The following is a 17,408-nucleotide window of genomic DNA, read 5'->3' on the forward strand; positions in this document are numbered from 1 at the left end:
TCATTCATTAAAAATAGCGCGGCTACTGAGCCGCGTTTTTTTGTGCCTAAAAAAGAACTTGTTTATTCAGTTAAAATTTACCTCATTCCTTAGATACGCTAAAGTAGCGTAGTCTAAATTCTAGGGAACAAGTGAAATGAATAACAATAATGATGCGACAATGCCAACTGGCATAGTTGCGCGATTTTTAAATTTTGTTGAGCGGGTAGGTAATAAGCTTCCTGATCCAGCAATTATCTTTTTGTTTGCCATGTTATTAATCTGGTTTTTGTCTTGGTGGTTTTCAAGCGTCACATTTGATGCAATAGACCCTCGTACTGGCGAAGCCATTATCATTAATAACATGCTTGCCAGCGATTCGTTGGCCACTTTTTTATCTTCTATGGTAAAAACATTCACCGGTTTTGCGCCACTGGGTGTAGTACTGGTTGCTATGCTAGGTGTAGGCGTTGCAGAGCATTCGGGCTTTATTAATACCGGCCTTAAATTAATGCTCAAAGTAACGCCTAGAAAATTACTAACACCCTCAATTATTTTGGTAGCTATTGTGAGCCATACGGCTACCGATGCAGGGTATGTGCTGGTTATTCCACTTGCTGGGGTAATATTTTTTGCAGCAGGTCGTCATCCGCTTGCCGGTATTGCAGCGGCATTTGCAGGGGTTAGCGGTGGCTTTGGCGCTAACTTTATTCCATCTGGGATTGACCCGTTACTGCAAAGCTTTACGCAAAGTGCAGCACAAATTATTAATCCAACAATGAGCATTAACCCGCTTAATAACTGGGGCTTTGCTTCAGCATCAAGCTTATTTATTGTAATGTTAGGCTGGTACATCACCGATAAAATTATTGAACCACGTTTAAAAAATTCACCAGTAGATGGTGAAACTCAAGACCTACCAGCATTTGAAGATGCGCGTAGTGACGAAAAGCGCGCCTTTCTTATTGCCAGTTCCGTAATGATTGCAGGTATTGCGTTATTAGCGTACGTATCCGCACCAGCTGATTCAGCGATGCGCAGCAGCGATGGTTCTTTAACAAACTTTAGTTCACCACTAATGCAGTCAATAGTGCCGCTAATCTTCTTACTGTTTTGGATCCCAGGCGCAGTATATGGTTTTACCGTAGGCACCTTTAAAAGCTCTAAAGACATGATAGATGCGATGAGCAAAGCCATGAATGGTATGGCGTATTACATTGTTATGGCATTCTTTTGTTCATTATTTATTGCTGCATTTAGTAAATCAAACCTAGGTGCTTTACTGGCAATTGAAGGGGCTCAAGTATTAAAAGCAATGGAGTTACCGAGCTCTGTAACGGTGGTAGGGATTATTTTCCTAACTGGTTTTGTAAACTTGTTTGTTGGTTCAAGCTCGGCTAAGTGGGCACTATTAGGTCCGGTATTTGTACCTATGCTAATGCAGCTCGGTATTTCGCCAGACTTAACGCAAGCAGCGTACCGTGTGGGAGATTCTAGTTCTAATATTATCACCCCGCTAATGCCATACTTCCCGCTGGTGGTGGTGTACTGTCAAAAATACGTTAAAGGCACAGGCATAGGTACGCTTATCGCGATGATGCTACCGTATTCAATCGCCTTTATGATTGGCTGGAGTATCTTTTTGCTAGGCTACTGGGCACTCGGTATCCCATTAGGACTTGATGCCAGTTACGTGTATCCCGCTGTGGCGCCTTAACAAATATATTCGCTATAACAAAGTAAAAGCCCTACCATGAACTGGTGGGGCTTTTTAGAACTTTAAATTAAGCATATTTATTTAATCGGATTAAATAATAACTCTCTTAGCTTGAGTGTGCATTGAGGGACTTAAAGTAAATGAATAACAATAAACAGATTAGCAGTGTATTTACATATTCATATTTTTGGATAGCTATAATTATACCGGTTGGCTTATCTTCTTTATTGATGAGTTTTATTTTTATAAACGATGGCCTATCAATTGAATGGCCGAATAAGAAAACCTTATCTGTTTTCTTAGAGTATATGAATGTTCCCTTATGGATTTTAGGTTCAGCATTACCTCTTGCTACTTTAGCAACCGCTAACTTTCGTGCATTACAGTTTCAATCTAATTTGAATTACCAGGAAAGAACAATAAAAAGGCAAGAATTTGAGCATAAAATAGATCTTTATCATAAAGAGTTAACTCTATTTAAAGAAAAATTCTCTGCAGTTATATTTAATGATAACTTTAAATGCATCCGACCTGAAGATGCTACATTAATTTTTACACGCTTTTATCCAAAACCAACAAAAAAAGAAGATCCATATTTCGAGATAGATATTGAGAAAATAGAATATATATATGAATTTATGAAACTATTCGAGGCTAAGGTTTTTGAATTCGGGAAAATAGCAAACACTAAAAGAAATAAGCTGAAGTTTATAAACTTATTGTTTCCAGACTTTTCGGAAGAGCAAAATATAGAACAAGAGAATTCTATAAATATATATACCTTAAAAATAATATATCTTTTAGGGATTATGGACGCGACTCTTTTACAAGTTTGTCATGTTATAGGTATTCGCCACTTTTCAATTCAAAAAGAGCCTATTACTTTAATTATAAAATTAATTATAGATATTTACGCATTACAAACTAGCTTTCTTGACGATGGAGAGTCTAAAAATAGCTTTTATTTCTCTCAAAAAAGACAAAGTACCTTAGTCGATATTTTAAATTTATGGATAAAATATAGTTCAATTTCTAATGTTAAGGCAGATGAATATACCGCTGACGACTTTCGACATGAGTGCTATATAACAGAAGTATTGAGAAGTCAGCCCAGATAGAAATTAATAATAATTGTAAATACATAAAATTTGATTTCTTATTAAAGAGTTATTCTTAATAAAGGTTAAATTATATTTTACGATTAATTTCTCAAGTTTTATATGTAGTTAAAAATTTAACGCCTAGCTGCTCAAACCTTTCACCTTGAACCTATTACCTTCAAATTCCAGACACAAAAAAACCTTGGCACTTTCGTGGCAAGGTTTTTTTTACTAAAGAATCGTTGCTTACTTAGCGGTGAAGCTAACTGGGCGACGTTCTTTACGAGGACCGCTACGCTTATCAGGGCGTTGGCCTTCTTTGTTAAAGCTACGCTTCTTGTCACCAGCAGGGCGTTCAGAACGCTCGCCGCGTGGCTCAGAAGGACCTTGATCTTGTGTTAATGTCATACCCATTGGGCGTTTACAAATAAACACTTTTTGGAAGTGATCAAGTACATCTTTAGGCATGTTTTGCGGCAATTGTACCGTACTGTGACTGTCGTGAAGACGAATGTCACCAATAAACTTGCTTGAAATGTCTGCTTCGTTAGCGATTGCGCCAACAATGTTCTTAACCTGAACACCATGTTCACGACCTACTTCGATACGGTATGTATCCATAGGGCCTGCATCACGACTGTTACGCTCGCGAGGTTTACGCTCAGCGCGCTCACCGCCACGTTCAGGGCGTTCGTTACGACGACCACGGTCTCCACGGTCATTGCTACGAGGATTACGATCATTACGTTCGTTACGCTCACGCGGTTGAATCTTAACTTCTTCAACTTTAATTGGTGATTGTTGCTGTGCTAAACACAGTAATGCACCCGCTAAGTCTTCAGGAGCCAGCTCAAGTTTTTGTGCCATGTTGGCAGCCACTTCATTGAAGAAAGTAATATCTTTGTTTTCAAGAGCAAGCGTAAGCTTTTCTTGTAATGCATTGATACGTTTTTCTTCAACGATTTTAGCTGTTGGTAATTCAACTTGTGCGATTTCAGATTTAGTATGACGAATGATATTTTTAAGTAAATAACGCTCGTTATGCTTAACGAAAAGAATCGCTTTACCAGTACGACCAGCACGACCTGTACGGCCGATACGGTGAACGTAGGCTTCAGAATCTTGTGGAATGTCGTAGTTGATAACTAAGCTTAAACGGTCTACATCAAGACCACGTGCCGCTACGTCTGTTGCAATAACAATGTTTAGCATACCGCTTTTTAAGCGATCAACCGTGCGCTCACGCGCTTGCTGGTTCATGTCACCGTTAAGTGGTGCTGCAGAGAAACCTTCGCGCTCTAATAACTCAGCAAGTTGCACTGTGTCGTTACGCGTACGTACGAAAACAATAGCACCTTCATATTGTTCAGCTTCTAAGAAACGAACAATCGCTTTGTTTTTATGAACATGGGCATTCCAAAACACTTGCTCAACTGATGATACAGTCGAGTTGCGCGCAGAAATATGAACCTGTTCAGGGTTATTCATATATTTGCTGCTGATGTTTTGAATTTGCTTAGGCATCGTCGCAGAGAAAAGACATGTTTGCTTTTCACGCGGCGTTTTTTCCATGATGCTTTCAACATCATCGATAAAGCCCATACGTAGCATTTCATCGGCTTCATCAAGTACAAGTGCTTGAAGAGCATCAAACTTGATAGTGCCACGGTTTATGTGATCGATTAAGCGACCCGGTGTAGCAACGATAATTTGCGCGCCACGACGAAGTGCGCTCAACTGGATGCTGTAGCTCTGGCCACCATAAAGTGCCAATACTTCAACACCACGAGTGTGTTTTGCATATTGTTCAAATGCCTCAGCAACTTGGATCGCAAGCTCACGTGTTGGTGTGAGTACAAGGATCTGTGGCTGTTTCACAGACGGGTCAATATTATTTAGTAATGGCAGTGCAAATGCTGCTGTTTTACCTGTACCCGTTTGTGCTAGTCCCAGTACGTCCTTTCTTTCTAGCAATAACGGTATACATTGAGCTTGGATTTCAGATGGTGTCTTGTAACCCAACTCTTCAACTGCCTTTAAAATTGCAGGAGAAAGATTTAGAGATTCAAACGTGACTGGTTCTGACATTAATACGCCTCAACGAATTTAAAGAGGCGCGCATTGTATAGGAAATGCGAGGCAAATGCTTGTATAAATTACAACTAATTTATATGTGTTTGATGTTGGTCGAAATTTAACCAGCTCAAGTTGTGCGTTAATTAAGCTGGTTAACAATATACCTACAAAATTACTGGTAAAGGCCTAGGTTTTCTTTGGCGTAGGCTTCAAATTCTGTAAAACCACCAATGTGTGTTTGGTCTACAAAAATTTGTGGCACAGTCGGGCATGGCTTGCCTGCAGACTTTTCTAAATCTTCTTTACTGATACCTTCTTTGATGATGTCGATGTAGCGGTATTTAAAATCATCGCGGTCATTAGCAAGTTGCTCTGCAACATCTTTAGCGCGAACACAAAAAGGGCAGCCTTCACGGCCAAAAATTACTGTTAACATAACGCTCTCCTCAAATTAATTAACCCTAGTGTAACTAATTTCATTATTTATTACAGTGCAAAAAAGCGATTATTGCGTTCGCTTTTTTTAGGGATTAAATAAAAATAAAAAATATTTTATAAAAAAATCTTGAAATAAAATTGTCCGCCCATAAATAGTTATTTGAGGACGCCTGATGGGTCTTCATCTAAACAGAACTATTTGAAAATTATATTATTTATTAAACTTTGCCGTTACTTGTTCAAACGAAAAGTATCAGCAAAATATCGCTTAAATATGAGGATATTATTATGCGTACAGTAGATTTATCACCCCTATACCGTTCATTCATTGGTTTCGATCATTTAGCATCATTAATGGATGCCGCTGCACGAACTGACAAGCAGCCAAGTTTTCCCCCGTACAACATCGAAGCGCTTGATAAAGACAAATACCGTATCACTATGGCAGTTGCTGGATTTAGTGAAGACGAGTTAAGCCTGCAATCTGAAAACAATACTTTAGTTGTATCAGGTACTAAAGCAGGTAAAGATCAAAACGATGAGCGCAAATTCATTCATCAAGGCATTGCCGAGCGTAACTTTGAACGTAAGTTTCAGTTAGGTGACCACGTTAAAGTACTTGGCGCAGATTTAGCCAATGGCTTATTGAGCATCGACCTTGAACGCGAAATCCCAGAAGCGCTTAAACCACGTAAAATTGAAATTGGCTCAGGCAATATGCTAGAAAGCAAATAGCTAAGCTAGCACACGTATTTTCCCTGTGAAAAGCCGCCATTTGGCGGCTTTTTGCGTTTATAGAGTTTCAATATGTTTAATGTAGTGCTGGGCTTGATCTAAAGTTTGTTGGCGTAATGATTCATCTTGTTTATCCCAATTACGATAAACCATGCCTATTCGTGGGTTTTTCTCAAGTCGCTCTCGGTGTTTGTGCATAAACTGCCAGTAAAGGCTGTTTAGCGGACATGCATCTTTACCCACTTTTTCTTTCACTTTGTATTGGCAGCTTTTGCAGTAGTCACTCATTTTATTTATATAGTTGCCGCTGGCCGCATAAGGTTTAGTGGCAATGATGCCATCGTCAGCAAATTGGCTCATCCCTCGGGCGTTAGGCATTTCTACCCATTCAATTGCATCGATATAAACACCTAAATACCATTCATCCACTTCATCAGGATTAATGGCGGTTAATAAACAAAAATTGCCTATTACCATTAAGCGCTGAATATGATGGGCATACGCGCTGTCTAAGCTTTGTGTTAATGAGTGGCTTAAGCAATTCATTTTTGTTTTACCATTCCAAAAATAACTCGGCAGTACACGAGTTGCATTAAGCTGGTTTTTGTTGGCGTAATCGGGCATGTTTTTCCAATACACGCCACGCACATATTCGCGCCAACCCAGTACTTGGCGAATAAAGCCTTCAACCTGAGAAATCGATATTTCATCTTGGCGTTGGTGGAACTCTTTAACAACACGGTCGATAACATAGCGAGGGGGTAAAATTTTGGCATTTAACGCAAACGATAACCGGCTGTGATAAAAGGTATCTTTATCAGGACATTGATCTGTCATTGCATCTTGAAACTGACCAAATCGAGGCAGTAAATGCGCACAAAAATGATCAAGCGCACTGATAGCTTGTTTACGGGTTGTTGGCCAGCTTAACTGAGTTTCTATTTGTCCAAAGTAATTTATTTTATGTTTATCTAAACGTTCAATAATGGCGCTAACATCATTTTTAAATAATTTTGGTTTGGGGATATCAGCTAAGTCGTTTTTTGAGAACTTATTACGGTTATTTGCATCAAAGTTCCATTGACCGCCGTGAGGTTTGTCATCCTCCATTAAAATATCGAACTGCTTACGCATTGCCCGATAAAAATGCTCCATGGTGACGTGTTTATCTTTTTTAAAGCGTTTGTCTATGTCGTTAAATGCCAATAAAAAGTGCTCGCTGTCACAGGCATTCACCGTTAACTCACTATTAGTCGCGAATTCGTGAAGTTGTGTTTTTAAACGGTACTCATCTGGGTATTGATATTCTATAGAGGTACATTCATGCTGCTTGGCTAAACGCGTTAAAAGAGCGGGTAAGTCATCATCGTCTTTGGTGTCATCTAGCGTGAGGTGTAATACATTGAAGCCAGCATCTTCTAGTGCATTAGCGAAGTTTTCCATGCATTTAAAAAAGGCTGATATTTTTTGCACATGGTGTTTAACATACTGTGCTTCTTGCATAAGCTCAGCAATTACAAATACGGTGTCGTCTGATTTGTCTTTAAACCACGAATGAGCAGGGTTGAGCTGATCACCTAAAATCAATTTTAGAGTGTTGTATTTTTTCATAATTAGCCAAAACTTATATTTATACGCTGTATTTGAAAAAGCGATCGATTTCTACATGTCGTTTTAATCATAGAGCAAAGCAATAAACAGCATTGCTTTTTTTATCAACTTATTACTTATTATGGTTGCTAATTTAGTGGCACATCCTTATAATAGCGGCCATTGTTTAGTAGGTTATAAAATTTACTAACAGCGATATTAAGTTATTAACTTTTTATCTATTGGCGCGGGATGGAGCAGTCTGGTAGCTCGTCGGGCTCATAACCCGAAGGTCGTTGGTTCAAATCCGGCTCCCGCAACCAATCTTAATAGTAGGTTTAAACTTACTACTTTATATCGCGCATTCTAAGTAATGCGCGTTTTGCGTTTAAGCTAATGAAGTTTAATTTGGTCAGGGTACTGACTCGCAACCAAGCTTGGCCCTAGGCCACACAGTTTTTGCGTTTTTTGGTGTGACGCCCCGCTTGGTTCGGGGCGTTGTTGTATCTGCACCGTTTGATTTAATGTTTATCGATTAAATCAAAATTTAAACTCAGTATTTTAGGGCTATAAGCCCTTTTTTTGTTTGTATGGAGGATTTTCGTGACAAAACTTGAACAAGATTTAGTAACCATGTTAACGCCTGCGGTAGAAATGCTAGGCTTTGAATTACATGGTCTTGAGTTTGTACAAGCGGGTCGCCATTCTACCTTAAGAGTATACATTGCTCATGAGGATGGAATTTCAGTTGACAACTGCGCCGATGCAAGTCGTCAAATTAGTGCGATTTTAGACGTCGAAGACCCGATTACAAACGAATATGATTTGGAAGTGTCGTCTCCTGGTGTTGATCGTCCATTATTCAAACAAGATCACTACGAGCAGGCGCAAGGAGAGGAAGTACGCGTGCGTACTAAGCTTCCACAAGACGGTCGCCGTAATTTTAAAGGCGACTTAATAGCAGTTAGCAGCGATATGATCACACTATCTAGCGATGGTGCAGAGCATTTAATCATGCTTAGTAACATTGAACGTGCGAACATAATCGCAAAGTTTTAATTCGAGTGCGAAGGAATAGGGCAAGCGAGGCATTACCCATGGCAAAAGAGATATTATTGGTTGCTGAAGCCGTTTCCAATGAGAAAGCGGTTCCAAAAGAAAAGATTTTTGAAGCTCTAGAGTTCGCATTAGCGACAGCGACAAAGAAAAAGCATGATGGTGAAATTGATGTACGTGTTGCAATTGACCGTAAAACTGGCGATTACGATACATTCCGCCGCTGGCAAATTGCTGCTGTATTAGAAGATGGTTCTTTAGAGAATCCATACAGCGAAATCACGTTAGAAGCTGCTCAAGTTGAAGAACCAGACTTGAAAATGGGCGACTACGTAGAAGAGCAGATTGAATCAATTAAATTTGACCGCATAACAACACAAATGGCTAAGCAAGTAATCGTACAAAAAGTACGTGAAGCAGAGCGTGCCTTAGTGGTTGAAGCGTACAAAGATCAGCAAGGCGAGCTAGTAACAGGTGTTGTTAAAAAAGCAACGCGTGATGCAATCGTTCTTGATTTAGGTAACAACGCAGAAGCGGTTATTTACCGTGACGACATGCTGCCACGTGAAAACTTCCGTCCAGGCGATCGTATTCGTGGTCTTCTATATGAAGTTAAACCAGAAGCACGTGGTGCACAGTTATTTGTAACCCGTTCTAAACCAGAAATGCTGATGGAATTATTCCGCATTGAGGTGCCAGAAATTGGCGAAGAAATGATTGAACTACGTGCCGCAGCTCGCGATCCAGGTTCACGCGCTAAAATCGCAGTTAAGTCTAATGATAAGCGTATAGACCCTGTAGGTGCGTGTGTTGGTATGCGTGGCGCACGTGTTCAAGCTGTATCGTCAGAACTTGGCGGCGAGCGTGTTGATATCGTTCTTTACGATGACAACCCAGCGCAGTTTGTTATTAACGCAATGGCACCAGCAGAAGTGGCTTCAATCGTAATGGATGAAGACACTCACTCAATGGATATTGCTGTTGAAGCTGATAACTTAGCACAAGCTATTGGTCGTAATGGTCAAAACGTACGTTTAGCAAGCCAGTTAACTGGCTGGGAATTAAACGTAATGACCGTTGATGAAATGCGCGCTAAGAACGAAGCTGAGTCAGATAAGTTAATTAACTTATTTACTGAAAACTTAGATATTGATGACGAGTTTGCGTCATTACTTATCAACGAAGGTTTCTCAACACTTGAAGAAGTTGCGTATGTACCTGCTTCTGAGTTTTTAGAAATCGACGGCTTAGATGAAGAAACAGTGGACGTATTACGTTCACGTGCAAAAGATGCATTAACAACGAAAGCCCTTAAAACGGAAGAAAGCTTAGAAGGCGCTGAGCCTGCTGAAGACTTACTTGCGCTTGAAGGCTTAGAGCGTCATTTAGCATTTGTTATGGCAAGCAAGGGTGTAGTAACACTTGAAGACTTAGCTGAGCAAGGCATTGATGAGCTTGTAGATATTACAGAGCTATCTTCAGAGAAAGCGGGCGAGCTAATTATGGCTGCACGTAATATTTGTTGGTTTGCAGACGAGTAATTTATTAACGGAGGTATTAGAGACTATGGCAGAAGTAAATGTTGAAAAACTAGCCGGTGATATAGGTACAACTGTTGATAAATTACTACAGCAGTTTTCACAAGCCGGTATTACCAAACAAGCAGGTGAGAATGTAACAGAAGCTGAAAAAGCAACGTTACTTGATCACCTAAGCAAGCAACATGGCGGTACTGGGTCTGAAGGTCCAGCACGCATGACATTGCAACGTAAGAGCAAAAGCACATTAAGTGTGACTGGCTCTACGGGTAAAGCAAAGGCAGTACAAGTTGAAGTTCGCAAAACACGCACTTACGTGAAAAAGAGTGCTGTTGAGCAAGAACAAGAACAGCAACGTCTAGCCGCTGAAGAAAAAGCGCGTCTTGAAGAGCAGCAAAAAGCTGCACAAGAAGCCGCAGAATTGAAAGCGAAACAAGAGGCAGAGCGTAAAGCGAAAGAAGACGCTGATCGTAAAGCCAAAGAAGAAGCTAAACGCAAAGCAGATGCAGAGCGTAAAGCGAAACAACAGCAGATGACCCCTGAGCAAAGTGCTAAGTCTGAGAAAGATCGCATCGAAGCTGAGCGTCTGCAAAAAGAAGCAGAAGAGGCCGCATTGAAGAAAGCTGAAGAAGAAGCGAAACGTCAAGCAGAAGAGGCAAGAAAGCTAGCTGAAGAGAATTCAGCACGCTGGAAGAAAGAAGAAGAAGAACGTAAGAAACGCGAAGAAACCGCGGATCACCACCTTACGACTTCAACTTACGCACGTGAGGCAGAAGATGTAGCTGATGCTCGCGAAGAGCAAGGCTCACGCCGTGCGAAGAAAAAGAAAAAAGCGCCAGCAAAAGATAAATTTGCAGCGTCTAAAGGTAAAAAAGGTAAGCTAAAAGCGCCAGCGTCATTACAGCACGGTTTCCAAAAACCAACGGCTGATGTTAAAAACGAAGTGCGTATTAGTGAAACAATTACAGTTGCTGAGCTTGCATCACGCATGGCTGTTAAAGGCGCTGAAGTTGTAAAAACAATGATGAAAATGGGTGACATGGTTACGATTAACCAAGTTATTGACCAAGAAACTGCACAACTTGTAGCAGAAGAAATGGGCCATAAAGTTATCATCGTTAAAGAAAACGAATTAGAGCAAACAGTACTAAATGACCGTCATGAAGATGGTAAATCTGAGCCACGTGCGCCAGTAGTAACTGTAATGGGTCACGTTGACCACGGTAAAACATCAACGCTTGATTACATTCGTTCAGCTAAAGTTGCTTCAGGCGAAGCCGGTGGTATTACACAGCACATTGGTGCATACCACGTTGAAACTAACGGCAACATGATCACTTTCCTAGATACTCCGGGTCACGCCGCATTTACATCTATGCGTGCTCGTGGTGCTAAAGCGACTGATATTGTAATCCTAGTGGTTGCAGCCGATGATGGTGTAATGCCACAAACTAAAGAAGCGGTACAGCATGCTCGTGCAGCTGGCGTTCCTTTAATCATTGCTGTTAACAAAATGGATAAAGAAGGCGCAGATCCAGACCGCGTTAAAAACGAACTAGCTCAGCTAGACGTTATTCCAGAAGATTGGGGCGGTGATACGCAATACGTTCACATCTCAGCTAAAACAGGTCTTGGTATTGATGATCTTTTAGAAGCTGTATTAATGCAATCTGAGCTGTTAGAACTAAATGCACCAACCGAAGGTATGGCTGCGGGTGTTGTTATTGAATCACGTCTTGATAAAGGCCGTGGACCAGTAGCGTCTATCCTTGTTCAATCAGGTACGCTTAACCAAGGTGACATTGTATTATGTGGTCTTGAGTATGGCCGTGTTCGTGCAATGCGCGATGAAAACGGTAAAGACATTAAATCTGCGGGTCCTTCTATTCCTGTTGAGATTTTAGGTCTTTCTGGTATTCCAGCAGCGGGTGATGAAGCGACAGTAGTTAAAGACGAGCGTAAAGCACGTGAAGTTGCACTTTACCGTCAAGGTAAATTCCGCGATGTTAAATTAGCGCGTCAGCAAAAAGCGAAGCTTGAAAACATGTTTACTAACATGACTGAAGGCGATGTATCTGAAGTTAACGTGGTACTTAAAGCAGACGTTCAAGGTTCAATCGAAGCAATTTCAGACTCACTAACTAAACTTTCTACTGACGAAGTAAAAGTGAAGATTGTTGGTTCTGGTGTAGGTGGTATCACAGAAACTGATGCAACCCTTGCTGCAGCGTCTAACGCAATTGTAGTTGGCTTTAACGTTCGTGCCGATGCATCAGCGCGAAAAGTGATTGACTCTGAAAACTTAGACCTTCGTTACTACAGCGTTATTTATGCGCTTATCGAAGAAGTTAAGCAAGCCATGTCTGGTATGCTTGCTCCTGAGTTTAAACAAGAGATCATTGGTCTTGCTGAAGTGCGTGATGTATTTAAGTCTCCAAAAATTGGCGCAATTGCTGGTTGTATGGTTACTGAAGGTACTATCAAGCGTAGCGCACCAATTCGTGTACTTCGTGATAACGTGGTTATTTACGAAGGCGAACTTGAGTCATTACGTCGCTTTAAAGATGACGTACAAGATGTTCGTAACGGCATGGAATGTGGTATCGGCGTTAAGAACTACAATGACGTTCGCGTTGGTGACCAAATCGAAGTATTTGAAACAGTTGAAGTACAACGTACTCTTTAATTGTTATTTAGGTGGTGTTGGACATTCAAGGTCGTACCTCGATAGCCCAACATAACCTATGCTAAGATTTTAAATGGGGGCTCAGCCCCCATTTGTGTATCCATTATTTAGTTAACTTATTATTGTTTTTCAATAAGTTATAATTTTAGGAAAGTGAAATGAGAGAATTTTCTCGCACTGATCGTGTTGCTCAGCAAATTCAAAAAGAAATTGCTGTGATTCTACAACGCGAAATTAAAGATCCGCGCTTAGGCATGGTGACAGTGTCTGCGGTAGAAGTATCGCGCGATTTATCTTATGCCAAAGTTTTTATCACCGTGTTTAACACTGAAGACGAAAATGCAGCAAAACAAAGTGCAAAAGTACTGAACGAAGCAACGGGCTATATCCGTTCGTTACTAGGTAAACGTATTCGCGCACGTATTATGCCAGAGCTTAAATTTGTGGTTGATAACTCATTAATGGAAGGGATGCGTATCTCTAACTTAGTGGACTCTATCATTCGTGAAGATAACGCTAAGCATGTTGATGATGAAACAGATAGCGAAGAAGGCACTAAAGACTAATGGCAAGACGCAGTAAAGGCCGTCCAGTTGATGGTATTTTGTTGTTAAACAAACCAGAAGGCATTTCATCAAACAAGGCATTACAGCAGGCTAAAGGTATTTATTTTGCGCAAAAAGCGGGGCACACAGGTGCGCTTGATCCGCTTGCGACCGGCATGCTGCCAATTTGTTTTGGTGAAGCGACTAAGTTTACCCAGTTTTTACTCGATACAGATAAAACCTATGTTGTTCGAGCTAAGCTAGGTGAACGTACTACCACATCAGACTCTGATGGCGAAGTGGTCGAAACTCGCGATGTGAATGTTACTTCCCAATTACTAAGCGAAGAGATTGCTAAGTTTTTAGGTGAGTCAGACCAATATCCATCAATGTATTCAGCGCTTAAATATGAAGGTAAACCTTTATATAAATATGCGCGTGAAGGCATAGAAGTTCCTCGCAAATGTCGAAAAATTAACGTATTTAGCTTAACGCTTGATGAGTTTGATGAGCAAGCTAACGAAATACAAATGACCGCACATGTATCTAAAGGTACGTATATTCGTACTATCGTTGATGATTTAGGTGAAAACTTAGGCTGCGGCGCGCATGTGATTATGCTGCATCGTAGTGCTGTAGGGCATTACCCTGCAGATAAAATGGTCACACTTGAGCAGTTAGAAGTGTTATTAAATCAAGCGAAAGAACAAGACGTTGCGCCTTCCACTTACCTTGACGAACTATTATTGCCAATGGATACCGCGTTAGTTGATTTACCCGTTGTGGAAATTACTAAAGAGCAGGGAATGGCATTTAGCCATGGTCAAGCTGTGGTGTTGGGTAAAGCCCTGCCTGAAGGTGCAATAAAGGTACTGGCTGACGGAATATTTATTGGTACGGGCGAACGTAATCCTGATGGCCATTTAAAATCAAAGCGCGGCTTGTCTAATCAACAACCAGAGTAAAGTTTAACTTGTAGTTATGCTGATAATTGGTAGAATACGCCCGCTTAATCGTTTTGGCTGAATTAGTGATCGGCTAAAGCACCTATTAAATTTAACTTTTGGAGTTATTATGTCACTAAGCAATCAAGAAAAAATCGATATCATTGCTAAATTCGCACGCGCTGAAGGCGACACTGGTTCACCTGAAGTACAAGTAGCATTACTTACTTTTGATATCAACAAGCTTCAAGGTCACTTTGCTGATCACAAGCATGACTTCCACTCACGTCGTGGTCTGCTTCGTAAAGTAAGCACTCGCCGTAAACTGCTTGATTACCTTAAAGGTAAAGATATCTCGCGTTACACTGCGTTAATCAAAGAGCTTGGCCTACGTCGCTAAGAACTTGATTATCAAAAGGGGAGCTTTTTAGCTCCTTTTTTTGTGTCTAAATTTTCTCGATTTCCCCAGTACGTCTCAGTAAACTCCTTGAAATATCTAATAAAAGCCATACTATTGTCATTCACAAAGCGAATGTTTTTGGCATTGCTGCAAGCACTATTTTATCTCGGTGCTAAGCTCGCAATTTTACCTGACTTTGTTATATACTATGGCGCGTAGATAAAAAGGTTTATTTACGGTTATTTACATCATTGCCAATTGTAGTACTTAATTGATTTCCAACTGAATACAATTATGTACTGTAATTGGTACTTTGATGAAAACTTAATTAATACTAAAAATACATTTAAGGAATATTTTAAGTGCAAGCAATTATAAAAGAATTTCAACTAGGTCAACACACAGTGACACTAGAAACAGGTGCTATCGCTCGTCAAGCAGACGGCGCAGTACTAGCAAGCATTGGCGATACGTCAGTACTAGTAACGGTTGTTGGTAAGCGTGAAGCTCAACCAGGTCAAGATTTCTTCCCACTAACAGTTAACTACCAAGAGCGTATGTACGCTGCGGGTCGTATCCCAGGTGGTTTCCTTAAGCGTGAAGGTCGTCCTAACGATGGCGAAACACTTATTGCACGTCTTATTGACCGTCCAATTCGTCCACTTTTCCCTAATGGTTTTGTAAACGAAGTACAAGTTATCGCTACAGTTGTTTCTGTAAACCCTGAAATCCAACCTGATATGGTTGCGATGATTGGTACATCAGCAGCACTTGCTATCTCTGGTATCCCGTTCAGCGGTCCAATTGGTGCATCACGTGTTGGTTACATCAACGGTGAATACGTACTTAACCCGACACTAAAAGAGCTTGAAGAGAGCCAACTTGATTTAGTAGTTGCGGGTACTGATAACGCAGTACTTATGGTTGAATCAGAAGCAGACGTACTTGCGGAAGACGTAATGCTAGGTGCGGTTGTATACGGCCATGAGCAATCACAGTCTATCATCAATGCAATCAACGAATTTAAAGCAGAAGCAGGCAAACCTACTTGGGATTGGACTGCACCTGAGAAAAACGTTGCATTAGAAGAGAAAGTAGCAACACTTGCTGCTGATAAAGTAGGCGAAGCTTACCGTATTACTGATAAAGTAGCGCGTAAAGAAGCATTAACTGCTGCAAAAGATGCGGTTGTTGAAGCACTAACAAGCGAGCTTGCTGAAGGCGAAACACTTGATAAGCAAGAAGTAGGTAAAGTATTCGGTTCACTTGAGAAGAAAATCGTTCGTGGCCGTATCGCTGCTGGCGAAAAACGTATCGATGGTCGTGAACCAGATATGATCCGTGCTCTAGATGTAATGACGGGTGTACTTCCACGTACTCACGGCTCTGCAATCTTCACACGTGGTGAAACACAAGCATTAGTAACAGCAACACTTGGTACAGAACGTGATTCACAGTTAATCGACGACTTAACTGGCACGCACAAAAACCACTTTATGCTTAACTACAACTTCCCTCCATTCTGTGTAGGTGAAACGGGTTTTGTTGGTTCTCCTAAGCGTCGTGAAATCGGCCACGGTAACCTAGCTAAGCGTGGTATCCAAGCAGTAATGCCAACATTGACGGAATTCCCATATTCAATCCGTGTTGTATCTGAAATTACTGAATCAAATGGTTCATCTTCAATGGCATCGGTTTGTGGTACGTCTCTAGCGCTTATGAACGCGGGTGTTCCAATTAAAGCCTCTGTTGCGGGTATCGCGATGGGCTTAGTTAAAGAAGAAGAAAACTTTGTTGTTCTTTCAGATATCTTAGGTGATGAAGATCACTTAGGTGACATGGACTTTAAAGTAGCGGGTACAACTAACGGTATCACTGCTCTACAAATGGATATCAAAATTGAAGGTATCACACAAGAAATCATGCAAATCGCGCTTAAACAAGCGAAAGCTGCACGTTTACACATCCTAGGTGTGATGGACGAAGCGATTTCTGCACCTTCTGAAGAACTGTCTATGTTTGCTCCGCGTATTTACACGATGCAAATCCCACAGAAGAAAATCGCTGAAGTTATCGGTAAAGGTGGCGCGACTATCCGTCAGCTTACTGAAGAAACTGGCACTACGATTGAAATCGGTGATGATGGCACAATCAAGATTGCTGCCACAGACGGTGAAAGTGCAGCAAATGCAATTAGCCGTATTGAGCAATTAACTGCTGAGCTTGAAGTAGGTACTATCTACGAAGGTAAAGTGGTACGTATCGTTGATTTCGGTGCGTTTGTAAACATTCTTCCTGGTAAAGATGGCCTAGTGCATATCTCACAAATCAGCACTGAGCGTGTTAACAACGTTGCTGATCACCTTAGTGAAGGTCAAGAAGTTAAAGTTAAAGTACTAGAAGTAGACCGTCAAGGCCGTGTACGTCTAAGTATTAAAGAAGCAATGGAATCAGCAGCACCTGCAGCTGACGAGTCTAAAGACGCGTAATTGCTAATCTTTCATCCAGATAATTACTGGATAGTATAAAAAGGGGCTGTTTAGCCCCTTTTTTTATGCTTTAATGTTAGCAATAAATTGTGTTCATCATACTCAACACATAACA

Annotated in this window: 13 protein-coding genes and 1 tRNA gene; 11 read left to right on the forward strand and 3 right to left on the reverse strand. The window is 40.9% G+C overall.

Annotated features, from left to right (window positions below):
* Nucleotides 1-136: 136 nt before the first annotated feature.
* On the forward strand, nucleotides 137-1,696 hold the full coding sequence (locus BW139_RS05870; RefSeq protein ID WP_010391381.1) for an AbgT family transporter: 1,560 nt from the start codon (nucleotides 137-139) through the stop codon (nucleotides 1,694-1,696).
* 140 nt (nucleotides 1,697-1,836) lie between these two features.
* Nucleotides 1,837-2,814: a hypothetical protein gene (locus BW139_RS18330; RefSeq protein WP_076918999.1), complete on the forward strand. Its 978-nt coding sequence runs from the start codon at nucleotides 1,837-1,839 to the stop codon at nucleotides 2,812-2,814.
* A gap of 228 nt (nucleotides 2,815-3,042) precedes the next feature.
* On the opposite strand, the gene BW139_RS05880 is transcribed toward BW139_RS18330, so the two are convergent.
* Together BW139_RS05880 and BW139_RS05885 are read right to left on the reverse strand one after the other, a co-directional pair.
* Complete coding sequence (locus BW139_RS05880) at nucleotides 3,043-4,884, reverse strand: DEAD/DEAH box helicase (RefSeq protein WP_076919000.1); 1,842 nt, start codon at nucleotides 4,882-4,884, stop codon at nucleotides 3,043-3,045.
* A gap of 160 nt (nucleotides 4,885-5,044) precedes the next feature.
* Nucleotides 5,045-5,308: a GrxA family glutaredoxin gene (locus tag BW139_RS05885; protein WP_008114535.1), complete on the reverse strand. Its 264-nt coding sequence runs from the start codon at nucleotides 5,306-5,308 to the stop codon at nucleotides 5,045-5,047.
* Between the two features lie 290 nt (nucleotides 5,309-5,598).
* Here BW139_RS05885 and BW139_RS05890 point away from each other — a divergent pair, with 290 nt between their 5' ends.
* Nucleotides 5,599-6,045 (forward strand): Hsp20 family protein, encoded by a 447-nt coding sequence (locus BW139_RS05890; RefSeq protein WP_010391385.1) that lies wholly within the window; start codon nucleotides 5,599-5,601, stop codon nucleotides 6,043-6,045.
* A gap of 57 nt (nucleotides 6,046-6,102) precedes the next feature.
* Here the strand turns inward: BW139_RS05890 and BW139_RS05895 are convergent, their stop codons facing one another.
* A complete protein-coding gene (locus BW139_RS05895; protein WP_076919002.1) occupies nucleotides 6,103-7,656 on the reverse strand; it encodes a cryptochrome/photolyase family protein in 1,554 nt (517 codons plus the stop codon).
* Nucleotides 7,657-7,881: 225 nt separating this feature from the next.
* Between BW139_RS05895 and BW139_RS05900 the strand changes: the two genes are divergently transcribed.
* From BW139_RS05900 to pnp, 8 genes are all read left to right on the forward strand, one after another.
* Nucleotides 7,882-7,958: transfer RNA gene (locus tag BW139_RS05900), tRNA-Met, on the forward strand.
* Between the two features lie 280 nt (nucleotides 7,959-8,238).
* Nucleotides 8,239-8,694 (forward strand): ribosome maturation factor RimP, encoded by a 456-nt coding sequence (gene rimP / locus BW139_RS05905; protein ID WP_008114543.1) that lies wholly within the window; start codon nucleotides 8,239-8,241, stop codon nucleotides 8,692-8,694.
* Nucleotides 8,695-8,732: 38 nt separating this feature from the next.
* Nucleotides 8,733-10,232: a transcription termination factor NusA gene (gene nusA, locus BW139_RS05910; protein WP_008114544.1), complete on the forward strand. Its 1,500-nt coding sequence runs from the start codon at nucleotides 8,733-8,735 to the stop codon at nucleotides 10,230-10,232.
* 25 nt (nucleotides 10,233-10,257) lie between these two features.
* Nucleotides 10,258-12,915 (forward strand): translation initiation factor IF-2, encoded by a 2,658-nt coding sequence (gene infB / locus BW139_RS05915; protein WP_008114545.1) that lies wholly within the window; start codon nucleotides 10,258-10,260, stop codon nucleotides 12,913-12,915.
* Nucleotides 12,916-13,073: 158 nt separating this feature from the next.
* Nucleotides 13,074-13,481, forward strand: a complete 408-nt coding sequence (gene rbfA / locus BW139_RS05920; RefSeq protein ID WP_008467148.1) for a 30S ribosome-binding factor RbfA — start codon at nucleotides 13,074-13,076, stop codon at nucleotides 13,479-13,481.
* A complete protein-coding gene (truB, locus tag BW139_RS05925; protein ID WP_076919005.1) occupies nucleotides 13,481-14,425 on the forward strand; it encodes a tRNA pseudouridine(55) synthase TruB in 945 nt (314 codons plus the stop codon). The genes rbfA and truB overlap by 1 nt, the downstream gene beginning before the upstream one ends.
* 109 nt (nucleotides 14,426-14,534) lie before the next feature.
* A complete protein-coding gene (gene rpsO / locus BW139_RS05930) occupies nucleotides 14,535-14,804 on the forward strand; it encodes a 30S ribosomal protein S15 (protein WP_006793376.1) in 270 nt (89 codons plus the stop codon).
* 362 nt (nucleotides 14,805-15,166) lie between these two features.
* Nucleotides 15,167-17,293, forward strand: coding sequence for a polyribonucleotide nucleotidyltransferase (gene pnp / locus BW139_RS05935; RefSeq protein ID WP_008114552.1), 2,127 nt, complete (start codon nucleotides 15,167-15,169; stop codon nucleotides 17,291-17,293).
* The last annotated feature ends 115 nt before the right edge of the window (nucleotides 17,294-17,408 follow it).

The organism is Pseudoalteromonas sp. SK18, assembly GCF_001974855.1.
Lineage (GTDB): Bacteria > Pseudomonadota > Gammaproteobacteria > Enterobacterales > Alteromonadaceae > Pseudoalteromonas.

Coding starts and splice junctions, on each gene's coding strand:
- BW139_RS05885 (WP_008114535.1), bottom strand. CDS start 5,308: ATGTTAACAGTAATTTTTGGCCGTGAAGGCTGCCCTTTTTGTGTTCGC.
- rpsO (WP_006793376.1), top strand. CDS start 14,535: ATGTCACTAAGCAATCAAGAAAAAATCGATATCATTGCTAAATTCGCA.
- infB (WP_008114545.1), top strand. CDS start 10,258: ATGGCAGAAGTAAATGTTGAAAAACTAGCCGGTGATATAGGTACAACT.
- BW139_RS05880 (WP_076919000.1), bottom strand. CDS start 4,884: ATGTCAGAACCAGTCACGTTTGAATCTCTAAATCTTTCTCCTGCAATT.
- truB (WP_076919005.1), top strand. CDS start 13,481: ATGGCAAGACGCAGTAAAGGCCGTCCAGTTGATGGTATTTTGTTGTTA.
- rbfA (WP_008467148.1), top strand. CDS start 13,074: ATGAGAGAATTTTCTCGCACTGATCGTGTTGCTCAGCAAATTCAAAAA.
- BW139_RS05895 (WP_076919002.1), bottom strand. CDS start 7,656: ATGAAAAAATACAACACTCTAAAATTGATTTTAGGTGATCAGCTCAAC.
- BW139_RS05890 (WP_010391385.1), top strand. CDS start 5,599: ATGCGTACAGTAGATTTATCACCCCTATACCGTTCATTCATTGGTTTC.
- BW139_RS05870 (WP_010391381.1), top strand. CDS start 137: ATGAATAACAATAATGATGCGACAATGCCAACTGGCATAGTTGCGCGA.
- BW139_RS18330 (WP_076918999.1), top strand. CDS start 1,837: ATGAATAACAATAAACAGATTAGCAGTGTATTTACATATTCATATTTT.
- nusA (WP_008114544.1), top strand. CDS start 8,733: ATGGCAAAAGAGATATTATTGGTTGCTGAAGCCGTTTCCAATGAGAAA.